Raw genomic sequence first — 16,870 nt, 5'->3', positions numbered from 1 at the left:
TCTGAACCTATGTTCATAGGTTAAAAAAGTATGTACTAAAATGCAGAATGCTATCTATGTGCTACGTTCTGCCAAATAGTGAGTATAAACTGATGGCACACAGCCACGAACACGGACATCACGGGCACGAGCATGGTGTCGCCAATTACAATCGAGCCTTTGCGATTGGCATAATTCTGAATCTGGGTTTCGTAATTGTTGAGGCAGTTTATGGGGTTCTTGCTCATTCTCTGGCGCTTCTTGCCGATTCGAGTCACAACTTAAGCGATGTCCTGGGTCTGGTGCTAGCTTGGGGAGCAAGCATTTTGACCCGTCGTCGGGCATCCCAACGCTATACTTACGGGCTGCGTCGTTCCTCTATTTTGATTGCTCTGTTAAACGCGATTATCCTCCTCGTGGCGATGGGCGGCATTACTTGGGAAGCGATTCGACGCTTTAGCGATTCTAGTCCGGTAGCAGGGGAGACAGTTATCGGAGTTGCGGTTGTCGGAATCATTATTAACACCGCAACCGCCCTAATGTTCTTGTCAGGTCGCAAGAAAGACTTAAATATTCGAGGGGCTTTTTTGCACATGGCTGCTGATGCTCTGGTTTCTGTGGGTGTTGTCTTGGCTGGCATCGCCATTATTGCCACTGGTTGGCTTTGGTTCGATCCAGTAGTGAGCTTGATCATTGTTGCAGTCGTCGTTGTCGGTACTTGGCAATTACTGAAAGACTCCATTAACCTGGCGCTTGATGCTGTGCCGGAGGGGATTGAACCGTCCCTGGTGCGAACTTATCTGGCTGAACTTCCCGGTGTAGCCCAAGTCCACGACCTCCACATCTGGGCGATGAGTACGACCCAAACAGCGCTCACAGCTCACCTTGTGATGCCAACAGGGTTCCCTGGCGATGCTTTTTTGACCCAAACTTGCAAGCAGCTCCACGACCATTTCGGCATCGAACACGCTACCCTTCAAGTCGAGACTGGCGACCCCAATCATCCCTGTACGTTAGCCCCAGACCACTAAGTTTGAAGGGCAGCCATAAGTCGTTCACTTTATATTTCTTTAGAGTGATGATGCCTTGACGACTAGCTCTACAATTATGAAAACAATATGAAAAGCTAGTTATCTAAAATAAATGCCCTTTTCTGAGAATTCTGCAAGGAAACCAAGCCTTCCTGAAGTCCATCGCAGCATCTCCGTTCCCAATGTCAAAAGCTTCTGGCGCAGGATGCTTGCCTATTCGGGACCAGGGTATCTGGTTTCAGTGGGATACATGGACCCTGGTAACTGGGCAACAGACATCGCTGGGGGGTCTAGGTTTGGCTATGCATTATTGACAGTCATCCTGCTGTCGAACATGATGGCTATCTTGCTGCAATCGCTGTGTGTGCGTTTGGGCGTTGCAACTGGGCGAGATTTGGCGCAGGCTTGTCGGGACTATTTCAGCCCGCGTGTGAACTTTTGTTTATGGGTACTTTGTGAAATTGCGATCGCTGCTTGTGATTTAGCAGAACTCCTAGGCAGCGCGATCGCTCTGCAGCTCTTATTTGGGATTCCCCTAGTGTGGGGGGTGTGCATCACCGCACTGGACGTACTCGTATTGCTATTCCTGCAAGGTAAAGGTTTTCGCTATGTGGAAGCTTTGGTGATTACCCTAGTAGCAACAGTAGGCGTTTGTTTTGCCGCAGAAATTATTTTCTCCCGACCTGATGCTGGGGGAATTTTACTTGGGTATATGCCCAAAACCGAGATTTTACAAAACCCCGAAATGCTCTACATCGCTATAGGCATTTTAGGTGCAACGGTGATGCCGCATAACTTATATTTACATTCCTCAATTGTGCAAACTCGCGATTGGCAGCCAACGGCTGAAAAAAGGTGGGAAGCGATTAAGTTTGGCACGATTGATTCGACTGTGGCTTTGTCTTTGGCATTGTTTATTAATTCAGCGATTTTAATTGTATCTGCTGCCACGTTTCATTTTTCTGGTAATCAGGATGTGGCAGAAATTCAAGATGCCTATAAATTACTTTCACCCTTGTTAGGAGTGAGTGCTGCTAGTGCCATCTTTGGCATCGCCTTACTTGCTTCAGGACAAAGTTCAACGCTGACTGCCACTTTGGCTGGGCAGATTGTGATGGAAGGTTTTTTGCAGCTGCGTCTTCCTCCATTGTTACGTCGTTTAGCCACTAGGTTAATTGCCATTGTTCCGGCTTTGATTGTAATTATTTTTTTTGGTGAGAAAAGTACAGGCAGTTTACTCATTTTGAGCCAAGTAGTTTTAAGCTTACAGTTATCGTTTGCGGTGATTCCATTGGTGATGTTTACGAGCGATCGCCGCTTAATGGGTGATTTTGTGAATCCTTTTTGGTTGAAGTCTTTAGGTTGGTTAGTTACCACGATCATTGTCGGCTTAAATCTTTGGCTGCTCTTGCAAACTTTTTTAGGCTGGTTGTCTCCCAGTCCGTAATGTGTTTTTCCGGTAATTGATTGGTTCTAATAGAAATTACTATTAGAGAGTCGGGATTCGCTGCCATTTCAACACGATTTCGCTGCTGTGGAGCCAGTAAAACGATGAACTTCATTTACAAAAATGTTGCTATTTTAGCGTTAGCCACTCTACTGGGGGGAACAACTTTTGCTGTCCAAGCTCAACCACCGCAAACACCAGTAATCCGGATGAATGCCGAGGACTTTTTCCATCGGGGAGGAGACAAGGTTGAAAGAGGAGACTACCAGGGAGCGATTGAGGACTTTAACCAAGCCCTAGAGATAAATCCCAAGTTGATGGAAGCCTACTGCAACCGTGGTCTTGCCCGTGTTGGACTCGGAGACTATCAGGCTGCAATAGCAGATTTTAACCAAGCACTGCAAATCGATCCCGATCATGCCGATGCCTATAACAAACGGGGAAATGTTCATGCAGAACTAGGCGATCTCAAAACAGCGATGGCGGATTTTGAGATCGCTGTGCGGCTCGATCCAAATTCTGTCGAGGCTTACTACAACCGGGGGCTAGCCCGCTCTGAGCAAGGAAACTTAAGGGGTGCGATCGCGGATTACAATCGGGGAATTCTGCTCAATCCTACCCTGGCTGAAGCCTATGGCAACCGAGGATTAGTGCATTACCGCTTGGGAAACAAGCCGAAAGCGATCGCAGACTTACAGAAGGCGGCACAACTCTTTTCAGACCAAGGGAATGCGGTTGGCTATCAAGAAACCATGAATTTCATTAGAAGTATTGAGGCGGCAGACCACATCTGACGCGCGATCGCCGATGTCTACCAAGCTTTAAGAGACCGATCGAAAAAAGTATTAATAAATGTCTGGACTGGGTACCTTAAGCACCCAGTCTGTGTCAATAAATGTAACTTAATAGCTGTCTTCGCCTGCAACTTGGTCGCTATCAGCAGGCACGTATAAGTCTTGATCTAGGGATGCATCGCGGATGGCTTGCCACTGACAAAGGAGTTCGGTACCCCTTATATCGCTGGCTATGTATTGCTTAACGGCCTGTTCCAATTCTTGCGGGGTTCTGGGAACGGGAACAGTACAGATAAGTTCTGGCATAAGGAAACCTCAGCTGATAGGACGGGTGCGGGGTAAGACCGTATAAGTCATATTTTAATGACATTTTAAATAAAAAGTAGCTAAAGTTACATTTTTAAAACATGAGTTAGAGTAAAGCCTTAAAAGTCCCTGAGCGCGAACTGACAAGTCAGCGCTTCGCTATCGCGATAGGGAAGCGCTCCAAAAAGTCAGTTCGCGCTCATGCATGGGTTGCAGATGACAACCATAGTCTGTCGTCGTCATAGCGAGTTGCGCTTCTTCGAGTATTAGTTACGTAGAGCGATCGCTACCCTTACGCTCAGCCATCTTCCAGAAACTTTGCTACAAGGAGAAAGCGACTGGTGATAGCTCTAATCGGAGTTTGTAGGGATTTGATGAAAAAGTTGTGGATGGCTACTGTTGCAGGTGCGATCGCATTGCCTAGGCGCGTCCTGGCGCTTCTCACGCTCTTCAGCGTTTTGGGATTTCCGAATGCGGTTTCGGCACAGAATTTTAATCAGATTTATGTTTTTGGGGATAGCCTCTCCGATGTTGGCAATGTGTACAAAGCTACCAACGGGGAATATCCGCCAAACCCACCTTACTTTCGAGGACGCTTTTCCAATGGCCCTATTTGGGCAGATTATCTCGCCTCTAAGCTGAAATTAAAACCGAGTACAGAGACTAACTTCGCCTACGGAGGTGCTACCACAGGCAATTCTAGGCAAATTCCCCCCGGATTGCTGACACAAATCCAGAGCTTTAAAGCAACCCATTCCTCTGCTAACCCGAAGGCTCTGTATATTGTATGGGCTGGTGCTAATGATTACCTCAAAGGTGCTACCGACTCTACCGCGCCAATTAACAATGTAGCGATCGCGGTGAAGTCCTTATCCGCAGCTGGCGCAAAAAATATCGTAGTCGTTAACTTGCCAGATTTAGGAAAGCTTCCCAGCACGCGCACAACTCAACGTTCCGACTCTCTCAACGTTTTAACGAAGAAGCATAACTCTGGATTAGCCGCATCCCTCAAGGGTTTACGTCAGCAACTCACCTCCGATATCAAAATCACCTATCTTGATGTCAATTCTCTCTTTCATCAAGTCACCAACAATCCAAAAAAATTCGGTTTCACGAATGTAACCAACGCCTGCCTCAGCAGAGCCAAAATATGTAACAATCCAAAGGAATATTTATTTTGGGATAGCATTCATCCAACCACTGCCGCCCACAAATTATTTGTAGAATTAGCCTTTCCAGCACTAAAATCTACGCCCGAACCTCGCGCAGTTTCTAGCTCTCAAACCACTGTTGAACCCATCGCCCTAGGCGGGATTATCTTGGGTGCTGTCGGTGGTGGGTTAATCGTGAAGCGCATTCAGGGGATGAAAAACAAATCCTAAGAAGCGATCGCTTTTTCCTGAGTGGCTGGTATGCAAAGGACGCGATCGCGAAGCGCTCCAAAAAGTCAGTTCGCATTTTTCTGTTTTACTAATGGCTAATAATCCGCAATGCAATTAGCCATTAGCAGCTAAATTAATATCACTTCAATCTGAAGACATCTGCGAAAATACCATTCGGCTTCAAAACTCTATTCTCATCAGGTGAATCATAAACCACCAAAAGAGAATTTGGTTGCCCTAAACAGGGAAACAGTGCCAACCCTTCCGCATGGTCTGAACCAAATCTGAAAGGCAGGTCAAACAAAACTTCTAACTCTCCCTCTTTCTGCCAAGATACGCTGTTTTCATCACGCTCTAAGGCATCTTTTAGGCGGAAGACTCTCAGCGAACCTTCTAGATCCATCGTGGGTCCCGCTAGAACAATCAAGTCTTCACCATCCAGACACAGTTCCCGCACACCTAACCCATTCAACTCTACAAAATGTTTTTTGTATTGCTGCCCATCTTTTCCTATTTTCTTCAGCGTTAAAATTCCTGGCGCTGTTTCTGCAACTTCCACCTCTAAAATAATTGCCCAGCCTCTCAGTACAGGGCCTCGCAAGCCGATAAAAACCCGGTCTCCCCGAATGGCTAAACCTTCGATATCAAATCCATTTTCTTTAGAGGGAATAGAATTTGTTAGAAATGGCCCTAAGTGCCGATCTTGTTTGAGTGCTTCTATCAGAACGTTACTATTTTCTATCTTTTGCAGACAGGCTGCTGTCAGTTTTTTATCGGGCTGTTCTGGGTGCGAGGCGGATTTAGATAATTCACCGTCTACTACAGGAATACGGGCGAGTAAATAACGGTTTGCCTCAAACTTTATGGTTGCTAGTTTATCAAGATCCTTCTCAAGGTCTTTGCCCTTCATTTTTTTCCGCTTTGTACTGTGGGAACCGATGAACCAAAGATAATGGTTTGTATAATCCATTCCCTCAATATCGATTTCGCCTTCCGGATCGAATAAATCGATGAAATCTTTAACAAAAAATTGCTGATGTTTGCCGAAAATACATGGCTCGACAGGGGATAAGCGCTCAATCGTTCTTGTTTCATCAGAACCTACCCACAAGCTGCCATCAGGTGTCACAGCAACCGCCGATAAATCTGCACTAAGAGGTTCATCAGCTTTGCCGTTGAAGCGAATTAGTACGCGACTGAGCAAAAAACTTTCGGGCATAACTGCTGCTTTCCTAAAAGGGTTGGGGATCGATAGAAGTCACTGCCAGCATAGCTCACGCATGACTGTTGTTTGCCCTCTACCGGAAGACATAATTTTTGTAAGTATTTAAGGAGGCGATCGCGCACCGAATCATACACAAGTAAGGCGGTCAATACCCATCCTACTATCATGAGAGTCATGATAGTGCGATCGCTTAAAGGCTATTGATCAACTCCGAACTGTCATTCACTGGCTTATTTACCTTTGTGCTGACTGGATAAGCCGCCATTTCTTCTGCTGAATATGGGCGCAACAAAGGCTGCAATAACTCCGGCTTTTGCACCTTTGAATCCAACCACAAATCATAATCTTTTGGATCGAGAATGACTGGCATTCGGTTGTGAATAGGGCGCATTATCTCATTAGGTTCTGTGGTCAAAATCGTGCAAGAATCTATTGCCTCACCATCCTCTCCTTCCCAATGCTCCCACAAACCAGCAAAGGCGAAAGGTTGTCCATCGTTCACGCGACAATAAAATGGCTGCTTTTTCCCGTCCTGCTGCTTCCATTCATAAAAACCATCCGCCACTACTAAGCAACGCCGTTGTTTAAAAGCTGCCCGAAAAGCAGGTTTTTCCGTTACCGTTTCCGCCCGTGCATTAATCAGTTTTGCTCCCATTTTTGGATCTTTTGCCCAACGGGGAATCAGCCCCCAATGCAACATTTTGAACTGTCGTTGAGACTGTTCTGTATTTTGTAAAACTGTCTGTACTGGCTGGGTGGGCGCAATGTTATAACGAGGCATCAGGAGAGGAACATTATTTACCTGGAATGCTTGGGCGATTGTCTCAGCGGACTTACTTTGGGTAAATCTTCCACACATACTTCTATCCCATGCGGTAAATTACGAAGTGGCAAGCCTATTTCAATCGAACGATTACCACTTTAACGGTCGAATGGTACATACATACAATTATAACAAAGACCAATAAAATAGGAAAATTGCAGGACGAATATTTTGCTTTTTCATCTACTTTTTTAGGGGTAAAATAGTTATTTTTAGTAGGAAGTAATTAATAACTCAGATATTTTGCCCCGTTTTTTAGCATTAGAGTTAATCATTCTAGAAGCTGATATTTCGTGAATCTTGAAATCGCCGTAAATGTTTCTGATAAACAGACAGTCAGAATTAGAAAGCATAACTTTAACTCCACGACGCGCAAGTTCTACAAAGACATCCCTGAGTCGAATTTGGTCAGCTTCATTAAAAGAATTACGGCTATAGGCGGTAAAGTTACTGGTAGGGCTTAGAGGATGATAAGGTGGGTCAAAGAAAACAAAATCTTGACAAGTCCAAGCAGATTCCAAGACAGCTTCAAAAGGTCTAACATCAATCTGGGCACTCTGAAGTGCAGCGGAAACTGACCTGAGTAAAGCTGCATTACAAATTTTTGGATTTTTGTATTTACCGATAGGAACATTAAATTCCCCTTTTGAGTTTTCTCGATATAACCCGTTAAAGCAAGTTTTGTTGAGGTAAATAAATCGAGCAGCTCTTTCTAGAGGGGTGCTAATATGCATCAAGCGCATGCAGTAATAATACTCCTTACTGTGATTCATTTGATGCTTGTGCAAGAATGCAATTAGCGGCTCGACTTCATCCCTCACTTCTCGGAAAGCATTTACTAACTCGGCATTAATATCCGTTAAAATAGATGTTTTGGGCAGCAAATGAAAGAAGAGAGCGCCGCCGCCCAAAAATGGCTCATAGTAAGTTGTAAATTCTGGGGGGAAATAGGGAATATATTGCTGAATTAGCCGATTTTTTCCACCAGCCCATTTTAGAAAGGGACGCGCTATTTTTTGTTGTGTCGCCTGAGTTGACATTGCCTTCTAGCTATCTAAAAAATCAAAAGTGTTTGTAACAGTTGTTGTGGAATTGGGGGGATATAATTGAATTTAAAATTTCCAACGGGGTCGGCAAGGGGAAAAAAATGACATCGCGCTTATGGGTCAATGTCGGGGTGGCACAAGTATAGCGGGTGGTAGCCTGCTACCACCGGACGCGTGAACAAACAGTCTGTCAACGAAATCCCGTTTAGGGGCGATACCGAGCTTGTCGAACTCGCAGACAAATGTTACCAGTTAAGATGCAGTAACTTATAGCCGCTTTTTGTGTCGGCTGCTTTAAATAATATGTTTGATGGCTTTTGGGAAAATATCTCTCGCTACCCCCGCTACTTTGTCACCATCATCCTGGGCATATTCTTTTATACCTTTGGGTGGTTGAGACCGCTGCTCAAGAATCGAACCAGCGCGATCGCTTTGATTGGCTTTTTGGTGGCAGCCTTAACTTTTATTACCCTAACCCTACGGGCGATGCTGGGAGTGAGTCCGATTTAGGTAGGATGAGTAAAAGCATTGCTCACACTGTCTTAAAGGCAGCAGATGATTATGGCTACAAGTCGCCGCGTTTCTCGCGTTGCCGCACTGATTAAACGCGAAATCAGCCAAATGCTGCTAACCGAAATCAAAGATGATCGGGTGGGTGCTGGCATGGTCAGCGTCACCGATGTGGATGTGTCAGGCGACCTGCAACACGCTAAAATCTTCGTCAGCATCTATGGCACCGAGGAAGCAAGGGAAGAAACGATGGCTGGGTTAAAAGCAGCAACTGGCTTTGTCCGCAGCGAACTCGGTCAACGGTTGCGGCTGCGTCGGACGCCAGAGTTAATGTTTCAGGAAGATCGTTCTCTGGAAAGGGGGGATCGCATTTTGTCTTTGCTGAATCAGCTCAATCAAGGGCGTCCGGCTGAGAGTGTGGAAGAAGACATCGTTGAGGCAGAAGATTGAAATCTGTGGCAGGGTTGCTGCCTGAGTGGGAATCTCTCTCCCTGGCAGAACAGGTAGCGCAAATGGTCGTGGTACGGGCGTCAGGCTACCTGTTCGACCACCAAATTCAGTATCCAGCTTGGGAACCACCGGCGGCAGTTCTGCAACACTGGTTGCAGGATTTGGGCGTCGGGGGTGTAATTTTGTTGGGAGGCAGTGCTGGAGAATTAGCGCTGCGATCGCAACAACTCCAAGCTTGGGCAAAAATCCCATTGCTGATCGCGGCTGATATTGAAGAAGGCGTCGGGCAACGATTTTCTGGGGCAACTTGGTTTCCGCCACCGATGGCAATCGGGGCAGTGTTCCGGAAAGATGCCTGTAAAGCCTTAGAATACGCCGAACAAATGGGAGGCATCATCGCCTCGGAAGCGCTAGCGATTGGCATCAACTGGGTGCTTGCGCCAGTTGTGGATGTGAATAACAATCCCAGTAATCCAGTGATTAACGTCCGGGCGTTTGGCGAAACCCCAGAGGAAGTGAGTCAACTGGCGTCTGCTTTCATCCGGGGGGCGAAAGCTTATCCGGTGTTAACGACTGCCAAGCATTTTCCCGGACATGGCGATACAGCGGTAGATTCCCATCTAGATTTGCCTGTCTTGCCCCATTCCCCGGCGCGGCTGGCTGAGATTGAGTTGCTGCCCTTTCAAGAAGCGATAAGACCTGCCTCCGGTGTGGACGCCGTGATGAGTGCCCATCTCCTGATCCCGGCTTGGGATGCCGAACGCCCCGCCACGCTTTCCCACCCGATTTTGACTCAACTGTTGCGGCAACAACTGGGATTTGAAGGATTAATTGTTACCGATGCATTGGTGATGGGAGCGATCGCCAACCGCTATGGAGCCAATGAAGCCCCAGTCTTAGCCGTCGAAGCTGGTGCGGATATTTTGCTGATGCCAGTCGATCCTACTGGTGCTATCCAAGCGGTGTGCGATGCGGTGGCACAGGGACGCATTTCAGAGGCGCGAATTCGTGCCTCTGTCGAGCGCATCTGGACAGCCAAGCGCCGAGTCCAACAAGGCACAGCACAGCCGCTTGTAGAGACAAGGGCGATCGCGTCTGGAGTACAAAAGCAAGGGCGTTCCCCATTCTTGCCCCATCTCCTCCAACTGGCTCAACCACACGCCCTCGCCACAGCTGCCAACATCGTACGAGAGGCGCTAGTCGTTCATGGCGAAATCCCTTTGCTTCCAAGTCAGGGCAACTTACGCAACTTAATCGTGGTGGATGACGCCCTGAATTGTGATTTTCTCGATAAACAGGCACCGGCTGTGGTTCTGCCAAAACAGCACGGCTATCAACTCCAACTGCTCGACCCCAACACCACCTTAATTCCTGGCTGGGTATTTTATCATAAATCAGGTCTAGATGTCCAACCTACCCTACTCCAGCTATTCATCCGTGGGAATCCTTTCCGAGGCAGTGCTGGCTTGACGCCGTTGGCTCAGGACTTGTTTAAAAAACTATTAGGAAACGCCGAACTTCAAGCGCTAGTAATTTACGGCAGTCCTTATCTTCTAGAACAGTTTCTCCCACATCTGCCCCCAAATATCCCCTGTGTATTTTCTTACGGGCAGATGCCAGCGGCTCAGGCGATCGCCCTTGAAGTTTTGTTCGGTTCCCCAACCCTAAGCATTTAGCACTCAGCAGCACATTGATTAACATTGGTTAATCAATGTCATAACCGATTATTTACTGTGTCTTAAATTTGCAAATACTAGCCTTAATTATAAATAAAGCCGTTCTTCGACAATTTCATCAGCATAAGGACGTATTTTTATGTCAAAGTTTCCTGACTTTTGCAATTGTGATTAAACGAATAAATTTATTTGTAACTTGATATACTGTTCAAAAATTATTTCCGCGCTAAGCAGTATTGGATTATATTAAGTTATAGTCGTAGCTCGTTAGTTTCGAGGCTGAGACCATGACTGTTGATACAATGCCGCCTAAATCATCTGTGCAATACTCCATCGACGTTCTTCAAGAAGAAGCCCGTCACTTGGTGGGAAAGGGAATTGTGACTCGTCAGCAACCTATCTACGTTCTGTGTCAGTACATCCCTGCGCGGGAGTGGGTTTGCGTTGAGTGTGAATTAGAAAGATGCAATATCTTACTCCGCGATCGCATCGGCGATCTGATGGGGCAAGAAGAATGGGAAAACGATTGATATTTTTTTACCTTTAAGACAATCCTACAGTTCCACTGGAAACAGTGAAACTCAGGACAAGCTTGATTCTACGCTTGTCCGAGCTTAAGGAAAGACTGCTTTTACTCCCTCACCTGTCGATTCTTACTTAGACTGGTTTGGTGAATATTCTGATTCTTTCAAGTGCGAATAATTAAGCTCGTCTCTTAGACCTATCCGAAAAGTAAAAATGTCATTCTGAGCGGAACGCCGTGGAGCGTTAACGTAAGTGCTGTCATAAACAATTGCGCTGCGATCGCGCCGATCTCTTTGCAGGATCTCTGCTCAAACCGAGATGCTAGACTACGCTTCAACTCTTCGTTTTGCTTTGCACAAACTTTCGGATCTCCTCTAAGAGCAAGCCCGACAACTGTTTTGATAAAGCTGCTGGCAATCCCTGACTAAATTCCTGAGTTGGGATCGCGCAGCTTTTCTAACTCAGTTCGCATCGCAGCAATTTGTGCAGTTAGCTCCTCTAGCTCTAGCTGCACATCTGGCTGGACAACAGTTGTCACCGGCGTTGTGGCAGGGGTGCTGGGGGTTCCATAAGATTGTGTGCTGCCTGCATCATTGGCTTGCGCCATTAGAGAATTCAGGAAACTGCGGGCTTCTTGCTCCGTAATCTCTCCTTTTTCTGCTAACTGCTGAACCACCAGATTTACGTCAGACTTTAGCAGCTCAAGATTTTGTTCTCGCTTTTGAGTGTCTTGTACGCTCTCAACCAGAGAAGCGGTTGCACCCAAAGTAACGCGAAAACCTTTTTGTACTAACTCCAGAAGATTATTAGAGTTCATTAGATAAATCAGTCAGATTGAATAAAGGTTAGACAGCCCTTGGCGATCGCTAAGAATAGATAACCGATCGGCACAACTCACTTTTAAGTTGCTAGCTTTCGGCTGACCGCCAAGTGAGTAAACAAGCGCCGGATCTGGAATTTTAATGCTACCATTTAGCACACACAAGGGGACATTTTGCTTACTTATTAGGGTAGTAGCATCCCTCCTAAGGAAGAACCTAAAGAAACCATTTGCCCGCCCAGTTTTAACCCATCTGTTCCAAATACTGATTAACATCCTCAATTAAGCGAGTGAGTTCTGCCTCAGTGGTCAGGCGAATGCGGTCATCTCGGAGGACGATCAGAACTTTAGCGGCAAAGGGAGTGGGCCAGATATTGGGATTGCAGAAAATCTCTAGAAAGACATCCCCGGTGTATCGATATTCCATTGGTTTTTGAGGATTGGTTTTGCCGCCGCCACCAGCAATCACCTTGAGACTCTGCATCAACTGAGCGATCGCGCCTTGTAAATCCCGCGCTGCCTGGGGCGTGAAGCTGAAGGAAACAGAACCTTCAACCAAGTTAAGGATGAGTTGTGAAGGAGACATGAGCAATCAATAGTTTTGAATTTTGAGTTTTGAATTAACTTATCACTCATAACTCAGAACTGACAGCATTTACAAGGGGATAGATGCAACGTGAAGCCATAAGCTTTAGACTGAATGCCATAGAACTATAGATGACGAGTGAGGAAAATTCTGTGGTAGCAGATAACCGCTCGGCAGTGCGTAAGGTTTTAATCATTACCCTACTGCTCAATCTGTTCGTAATGGCGTTGAAGGCAGTGCTGGGGTCGTGGACGGGGTCGCTCAGCTTGCTAGCGGATGCATTGCATAGCGTCACCGATAGCGCCAACAACATTTTGGGATTAATTGCTAGCCGATTTTCTTCCCCCCAACCCGATCGGGATCATCCCTACGGACACCAGAAATTTGAAGCCGTGGGAGCGCTGGGAATTGCCGCCTTCTTAGGGATTGCCTGCTTTGAAATTCTGCAAGGGGCAATTGAACGAATCCTCAGCGGCGGCGGTAAACCCGTCATAATTTCGCCCTCACAGCTGTGGTTGCTGCTGATTGTGCTAGGCGTAAATATTTTTGTCACCTTCTACGAGCGCCATGTTGGGCAGCAGGTGGGCAGCCCCATTTTGATTGCAGATGCCCAGCACACCATGAGTGATGTTTGGGTAACGATCGCTGTTTTGGCGGGGTTGATTGGCGTCTGGCAAGGACAGGTATTCAATCTGCCACAACTTCAGTGGTTGGATATCTTTCTATCCTTTCCCGTTGCCTTGTTGGTGTTTCGCAGTGGTTGGAAGGTTATCAAAGATAATTTGCCCTGGCTAGTAGATGAGATAGCGATCGCGCCAGAAGCAATCCATGAGATCGTCATCCAAGTACCAGGAGTCATTAACTGTCACGAAATTGCTTCTAGAGGCGTTGTCGGGCGTCAGGCATTTATAGAAATGCACTTGATTGTAGACGCCACCGATGTAGAAACTGCCCACCAAATTACAGAAGAAGTCGAGAACCGCCTAAAAGAAAGATTTAGCCCAGTCCGAATTTTGATTCACATCGAGCCACCTGCTTACCAATCCGATCAAATTACCTACGAAGCAGAATCAAAATCTAGGTAGTTTTCCACAGACGAGGGGACTTTTCCACAGAATTTTACGAGTTTTCCACAAAAGTTAAAGAAAACATAATTTATCTAAAAATAAATTTGAAACGCTCCTGTCACGCCAAAAAGAGACGGAGCTTTAGCGCCATCTCTTAAACTTTGCGTACCGAGAGCGTTAAAAATCCTTACAAATTTACCAGGGTAGGCATTGCCCACCCTACAACTTTTTATTCCCACTCGATAGTTCCAGGTGGCTTAGAAGTAATATCGTAAACCACGCGATTCACACCCCGAACTTCATTCACAATTCGGGTGGAAATCGTTTCCAACAAATCGTAGGGAACACGCGACCAATCTGCAGTCATGCCATCTTCGCTGGAAACAAAACGCAAGACAATCGGGTAAGCGTAGGTACGCTGATCGCCCATCACGCCCACGCTGCGGATGGGCAGCAACACAGCAAAAGCTTGCCAGAAGTCGTGGTACATCCCCTGGCGATTAATTTCCTGACGAACAATTAAGTCAGCATCCCGGAGAATATTTAACCGTTCTGCTGTGACTTCGCCCAAGATGCGAATCGCCAGTCCGGGGCCGGGGAAGGGTTGCCGTTGTACAATTTCCTCTGGCAATCCAATTGAGCGACCGACTTTTCGCACTTCATCTTTGAACAATTTTCGCAAAGGTTCGATCAACTTGAAGCGCAAGTCTTTGGGCAAGCCGCCGACGTTGTGATGACTCTTAATTTTCACTGCCACCCGTTCGCCACTTTTGGGATCGACGTTCGTGTCAGCTGATTCAATCACGTCGGGGTAGAGAGTGCCTTGGGCAAGGTAGTCAAAGGGGCCGAGGCGTCGAGATTCTTCTTCAAATACGCGGATAAATTCGTGCCCGATGCGGCGGCGCTTTTCTTCAGGATCGGTGATTCCTTCAATTTGATTGAGGAAGCGATCGCGTGCTTGCACATACTCGACAGAAATGTGAAATTGCTCGTGGAACAGCTTCACCAATCGTTCTGGTTCATACTTACGCATGAAGCCTTGGTCGATAAATACGCACGTCAGCCGATCGCCAATTGCCTTGTGCAGCAAAAAGGCAAGCGTGGAAGAATCAACCCCGCCAGAAAGCGCCAGCAACACCCGCTTGTCGCCGACTTTTGCCCGAATCTCTCGAATCGTCTCCTCAACAAATGCCGCTGTCGTCCAGGTGGGTTCGCAGTCGCAGATGTGATAGACAAAGTTGCGGATCAGGGCAATCCCCCCAATCGAGTGGACGACTTCGGGATGGAACTGAACTCCGTACAGCTTTTTCTCGTGGTGAGCGATCGCGGCTGCTGGCGTATTCATCGTGTGTGCCAGCACTTCAAACCCAGACGCCATCTTGGTTACAGAGTCCCCGTGGCTCATCCACATGGTAGTGCCATCTTCCACATTGGTGAGCAAATCCGTGGGATCGTCAATCAATAGAGACGCCTTGCCATACTCGCCCCGGTCAGCACGGGTGACTTCTCCACCCAATTGCTGCACCATTATCTGCATCCCGTAACAGACTCCCAGGACGGGAATCCCCAGGTTCCATATTTCCGGATCGCACTGGGGGGCACCCGTGTCATATACTGAACTTGGGCCACCGGAGAAGATAATGCCCTTGGGATTTAGCTGTCGTAGCTGTTCGGCAGTGGTGCGATAGGAAAGAACTTCCGAGTAAACTTGTGTTTCCCGAATTCGACGGGCAATCAGTTCAGAATACTGAGAGCCGAAGTCAAGAATCACAATAATTTGGCGATTTAGTTGCCCCAAATACTCGATTTGAGGCGGTGTTTCAGTCTGGATCACCGGCTTATCCTGAGTAGGTAGAGTATGGATGTACAGATAGTCTTTAGTGGATTGAAGACTGGAAGTATGGCTAATTGTTTATTGCTATTAGCCATACTTGCGTGATTCCATTAGCCACTGACAACAGCGGCAGATAAAAAACTTCTTTATTGCTATTTATTAAGTTGATGTGTATTCATATAAAATTAACACACTTGATACAGTAACGAGGTACCTGTTTTACTTTTAACGATAATTTGGCGATCGCGGTCAAACAGGACGGAACCAACCGTAACGAGTTGTTCGCTGTGAGTACGGATGTAATCGTGCGATCGCTTGTCAATTTGATAAGCGATCGCGCCATAAACTCGCTCCACCCAATCGGTGCTACCTGCTGCATCCAATTGGCGCAGGTATTTCAAGGCGTCTTCAGCAGTGGCACTCTTCAAAACTGCCTGCAATACCGGCGTCGGCAAACCTAGATTCGCACAATGAGCGGTCAAAATTTCCTGGCGTCCATCTGCCAAGTGATGATGGGTGTGAAAAATCCCACCCGCAAGTTTCATCAATTTTCCGTGGTAGCCAAATAATAAAATATTCTTGACTTTTTGCACTCCTGATGATGCAAGCAATGGCCCCAGCCAGTTCGCTGTCTTAATCATTCTGTCAGGGTTAATCCCCAACCGCTGGGCTAAATCTAAGCCATTTTCCCCGATACAAAACACCAAACAATCGAAACAGCTAGCCTTCTGTTGCAGTTCCTCGCGGAAAGCCTCCAGTTGTCCGGGGGCACTCAGCGGTTGGGAAATGCCGCTTGTTCCGAGTAAGGAGAGTCCTTCCACAACCCCAAAGGCTTCATTTGAGGTGCGTTGAGCGAGTTGACGCCCTTCTGGCAAAATAATCGTCACCTGGATTTTCTCGTCAGGTTCCAGCATCCGCCCCAAATTTTCTCGGATCAGCCGCTGAGCATAACTATAAATAGCAGGTTGGTCATCAGCACTCACCAAACGCCCAATCCCTTCACCGCCTTTGATCAGGACTGAGGAGTGAGGATCTAAAAACTCTTTTTGTTCATTTTTAATGTTTAAGGTTTCATTTTTAATTTCTACCAGCGCCCAGACTGGCGTGTTGCGGGTAAGGTCAAGGTTATCGCCGGGATCGCTGCGAGCGATCGCTAACGCCATCCCCTCACCGATACCGGCAACCTGCTCAATAGGAATCAACACCGTTTCGGCGGGTTCAATTAAATCCACTGGTACGGCGTCCAGCGGTGGCTCACCTTGCCGCAACCAGCGCAGGGCGGCAACAGCGGCGGCACAGGCAAACACGGGCAATGTATATCCAGACCGAGGTTGGGAGAAGATCATTGTTTAATAGCGATCGCAAACAC

The 16,870-nt window shown here is 47.0% G+C and carries 17 protein-coding genes; 9 read left to right on the top strand and 8 right to left on the bottom strand.

The window, feature by feature from the left end; all coding sequences use genetic code 11:
* Positions 1-92: 92 nt before the first annotated feature.
* From AC2VDX_RS07180 to AC2VDX_RS07170, 3 genes are all read left to right on the top strand, one after another.
* Complete coding sequence (locus AC2VDX_RS07180; protein WP_378177764.1) at positions 93-1,010, top strand: cation diffusion facilitator family transporter; 918 nt, start codon at positions 93-95, stop codon at positions 1,008-1,010.
* 112 nt (positions 1,011-1,122) lie between these two features.
* Entirely contained in the window at positions 1,123-2,457 is a 1,335-nt protein-coding gene (locus tag AC2VDX_RS07175; RefSeq protein ID WP_378177767.1) for an Nramp family divalent metal transporter, read from the top strand.
* 104 nt (positions 2,458-2,561) lie between these two features.
* On the top strand, positions 2,562-3,251 hold the full coding sequence (locus tag AC2VDX_RS07170; protein ID WP_378177769.1) for a tetratricopeptide repeat protein: 690 nt from the start codon (positions 2,562-2,564) through the stop codon (positions 3,249-3,251).
* 108 nt (positions 3,252-3,359) lie between these two features.
* Here AC2VDX_RS07170 and AC2VDX_RS07165 read toward each other — a convergent pair whose 3' ends face one another.
* Positions 3,360-3,557: a hypothetical protein gene (locus AC2VDX_RS07165; protein ID WP_378177772.1), complete on the bottom strand. Its 198-nt coding sequence runs from the start codon at positions 3,555-3,557 to the stop codon at positions 3,360-3,362.
* A gap of 389 nt (positions 3,558-3,946) precedes the next feature.
* Between AC2VDX_RS07165 and AC2VDX_RS07160 the strand changes: the two genes are divergently transcribed.
* Positions 3,947-4,939: an SGNH/GDSL hydrolase family protein gene (locus AC2VDX_RS07160; RefSeq protein WP_378177774.1), complete on the top strand. Its 993-nt coding sequence runs from the start codon at positions 3,947-3,949 to the stop codon at positions 4,937-4,939.
* A gap of 139 nt (positions 4,940-5,078) precedes the next feature.
* On the opposite strand, the gene AC2VDX_RS07155 is transcribed toward AC2VDX_RS07160, so the two are convergent.
* The 3 genes from AC2VDX_RS07155 to AC2VDX_RS07145 all read right to left on the bottom strand — a co-directional run bounded on the left by AC2VDX_RS07155 (position 5,079) and on the right by AC2VDX_RS07145 (position 8,027).
* Positions 5,079-6,158 carry a DUF3616 domain-containing protein gene (locus AC2VDX_RS07155; protein ID WP_378177777.1) on the bottom strand — a complete coding sequence of 360 codons (1,080 nt, stop codon included), beginning with the start codon at positions 6,156-6,158 and terminating at the stop codon, positions 5,079-5,081.
* Positions 6,159-6,354: 196 nt separating this feature from the next.
* Positions 6,355-7,023: an SOS response-associated peptidase gene (locus AC2VDX_RS07150; protein ID WP_378177780.1), complete on the bottom strand. Its 669-nt coding sequence runs from the start codon at positions 7,021-7,023 to the stop codon at positions 6,355-6,357.
* Positions 7,024-7,199: 176 nt separating this feature from the next.
* Positions 7,200-8,027, bottom strand: coding sequence for a DNA adenine methylase (locus AC2VDX_RS07145; RefSeq protein WP_378177783.1), 828 nt, complete (start codon positions 8,025-8,027; stop codon positions 7,200-7,202).
* 309 nt (positions 8,028-8,336) lie between these two features.
* On the opposite strand from AC2VDX_RS07145, the gene AC2VDX_RS07140 reads away from it, so the two are divergent.
* From AC2VDX_RS07140 to AC2VDX_RS07125, 4 genes are all read left to right on the top strand, one after another.
* Positions 8,337-8,543 carry a DUF751 family protein gene (locus AC2VDX_RS07140; RefSeq protein ID WP_378177986.1) on the top strand — a complete coding sequence of 69 codons (207 nt, stop codon included), beginning with the start codon at positions 8,337-8,339 and terminating at the stop codon, positions 8,541-8,543.
* A 51-nt stretch (positions 8,544-8,594) separates the two neighbouring features.
* The gene (rbfA, locus tag AC2VDX_RS07135; RefSeq protein ID WP_378177786.1) at positions 8,595-8,993 is read left to right on the top strand and encodes a 30S ribosome-binding factor RbfA; all 399 of its coding nucleotides are present in this window, start codon (positions 8,595-8,597) and stop codon (positions 8,991-8,993) included.
* Entirely contained in the window at positions 8,990-10,669 is a 1,680-nt protein-coding gene (locus AC2VDX_RS07130) for a glycoside hydrolase family 3 protein (protein WP_378177789.1), read from the top strand. Before rbfA ends, AC2VDX_RS07130 begins: the two co-directional genes overlap by 4 nt.
* A 287-nt stretch (positions 10,670-10,956) precedes the next feature.
* Positions 10,957-11,199 (top strand): DUF4327 family protein, encoded by a 243-nt coding sequence (locus tag AC2VDX_RS07125; protein WP_378177791.1) that lies wholly within the window; start codon positions 10,957-10,959, stop codon positions 11,197-11,199.
* Between the two features lie 419 nt (positions 11,200-11,618).
* Here AC2VDX_RS07125 and AC2VDX_RS07120 read toward each other — a convergent pair whose 3' ends face one another.
* Positions 11,619-12,011 carry a hypothetical protein gene (locus AC2VDX_RS07120; RefSeq protein WP_378177794.1) on the bottom strand — a complete coding sequence of 131 codons (393 nt, stop codon included), beginning with the start codon at positions 12,009-12,011 and terminating at the stop codon, positions 11,619-11,621.
* 247 nt (positions 12,012-12,258) lie between these two features.
* Complete coding sequence (locus AC2VDX_RS07115) at positions 12,259-12,600, bottom strand: hypothetical protein (RefSeq protein WP_378177797.1); 342 nt, start codon at positions 12,598-12,600, stop codon at positions 12,259-12,261.
* 152 nt (positions 12,601-12,752) lie between these two features.
* Here AC2VDX_RS07115 and cdf31 point away from each other — a divergent pair, with 152 nt between their 5' ends.
* Positions 12,753-13,685, top strand: a complete 933-nt coding sequence (gene cdf31 / locus AC2VDX_RS07110) for a CDF family zinc efflux transporter Cdf31 (RefSeq protein ID WP_378177800.1) — start codon at positions 12,753-12,755, stop codon at positions 13,683-13,685.
* 211 nt (positions 13,686-13,896) lie between these two features.
* Here cdf31 and guaA read toward each other — a convergent pair whose 3' ends face one another.
* Positions 13,897-15,501: a glutamine-hydrolyzing GMP synthase gene (gene guaA, locus AC2VDX_RS07105; RefSeq protein WP_378177803.1), complete on the bottom strand. Its 1,605-nt coding sequence runs from the start codon at positions 15,499-15,501 to the stop codon at positions 13,897-13,899.
* 185 nt (positions 15,502-15,686) lie between these two features.
* Positions 15,687-16,847, bottom strand: a complete 1,161-nt coding sequence (gene cbiD / locus AC2VDX_RS07100; RefSeq protein ID WP_378177806.1) for a cobalt-precorrin-5B (C(1))-methyltransferase CbiD — start codon at positions 16,845-16,847, stop codon at positions 15,687-15,689.
* Between the last annotated feature and the right edge of the window lie 23 nt (positions 16,848-16,870).

This window comes from Coleofasciculus sp. H7-1, from assembly GCF_057473865.1.
Note: the sequence above shows the minus strand (reverse complement) of the source record. Positions and strands in the feature narration are given on the sequence as shown.

Excerpts from the sequence above, each read along its gene's own strand:
- AC2VDX_RS07180 (WP_378177764.1), top strand. The coding sequence starts at position 93 with ATGGCACACAGCCACGAACACGGACATCACGGGCACGAGCATGGTGTC.
- AC2VDX_RS07175 (WP_378177767.1), top strand. The coding sequence starts at position 1,123 with ATGCCCTTTTCTGAGAATTCTGCAAGGAAACCAAGCCTTCCTGAAGTC.
- AC2VDX_RS07170 (WP_378177769.1), top strand. The coding sequence starts at position 2,562 with ATGAACTTCATTTACAAAAATGTTGCTATTTTAGCGTTAGCCACTCTA.
- AC2VDX_RS07165 (WP_378177772.1), bottom strand. The coding sequence starts at position 3,557 with ATGCCAGAACTTATCTGTACTGTTCCCGTTCCCAGAACCCCGCAAGAA.
- AC2VDX_RS07160 (WP_378177774.1), top strand. The coding sequence starts at position 3,947 with ATGGCTACTGTTGCAGGTGCGATCGCATTGCCTAGGCGCGTCCTGGCG.
- AC2VDX_RS07155 (WP_378177777.1), bottom strand. The coding sequence starts at position 6,158 with ATGCCCGAAAGTTTTTTGCTCAGTCGCGTACTAATTCGCTTCAACGGC.
- AC2VDX_RS07150 (WP_378177780.1), bottom strand. The coding sequence starts at position 7,023 with ATGTGTGGAAGATTTACCCAAAGTAAGTCCGCTGAGACAATCGCCCAA.
- AC2VDX_RS07145 (WP_378177783.1), bottom strand. The coding sequence starts at position 8,027 with ATGTCAACTCAGGCGACACAACAAAAAATAGCGCGTCCCTTTCTAAAA.
- AC2VDX_RS07140 (WP_378177986.1), top strand. The coding sequence starts at position 8,337 with ATGTTTGATGGCTTTTGGGAAAATATCTCTCGCTACCCCCGCTACTTT.
- rbfA (WP_378177786.1), top strand. The coding sequence starts at position 8,595 with ATGGCTACAAGTCGCCGCGTTTCTCGCGTTGCCGCACTGATTAAACGC.
- AC2VDX_RS07125 (WP_378177791.1), top strand. The coding sequence starts at position 10,957 with ATGACTGTTGATACAATGCCGCCTAAATCATCTGTGCAATACTCCATC.
- AC2VDX_RS07120 (WP_378177794.1), bottom strand. The coding sequence starts at position 12,011 with ATGAACTCTAATAATCTTCTGGAGTTAGTACAAAAAGGTTTTCGCGTT.
- AC2VDX_RS07115 (WP_378177797.1), bottom strand. The coding sequence starts at position 12,600 with ATGTCTCCTTCACAACTCATCCTTAACTTGGTTGAAGGTTCTGTTTCC.
- cbiD (WP_378177806.1), bottom strand. The coding sequence starts at position 16,847 with ATGATCTTCTCCCAACCTCGGTCTGGATATACATTGCCCGTGTTTGCC.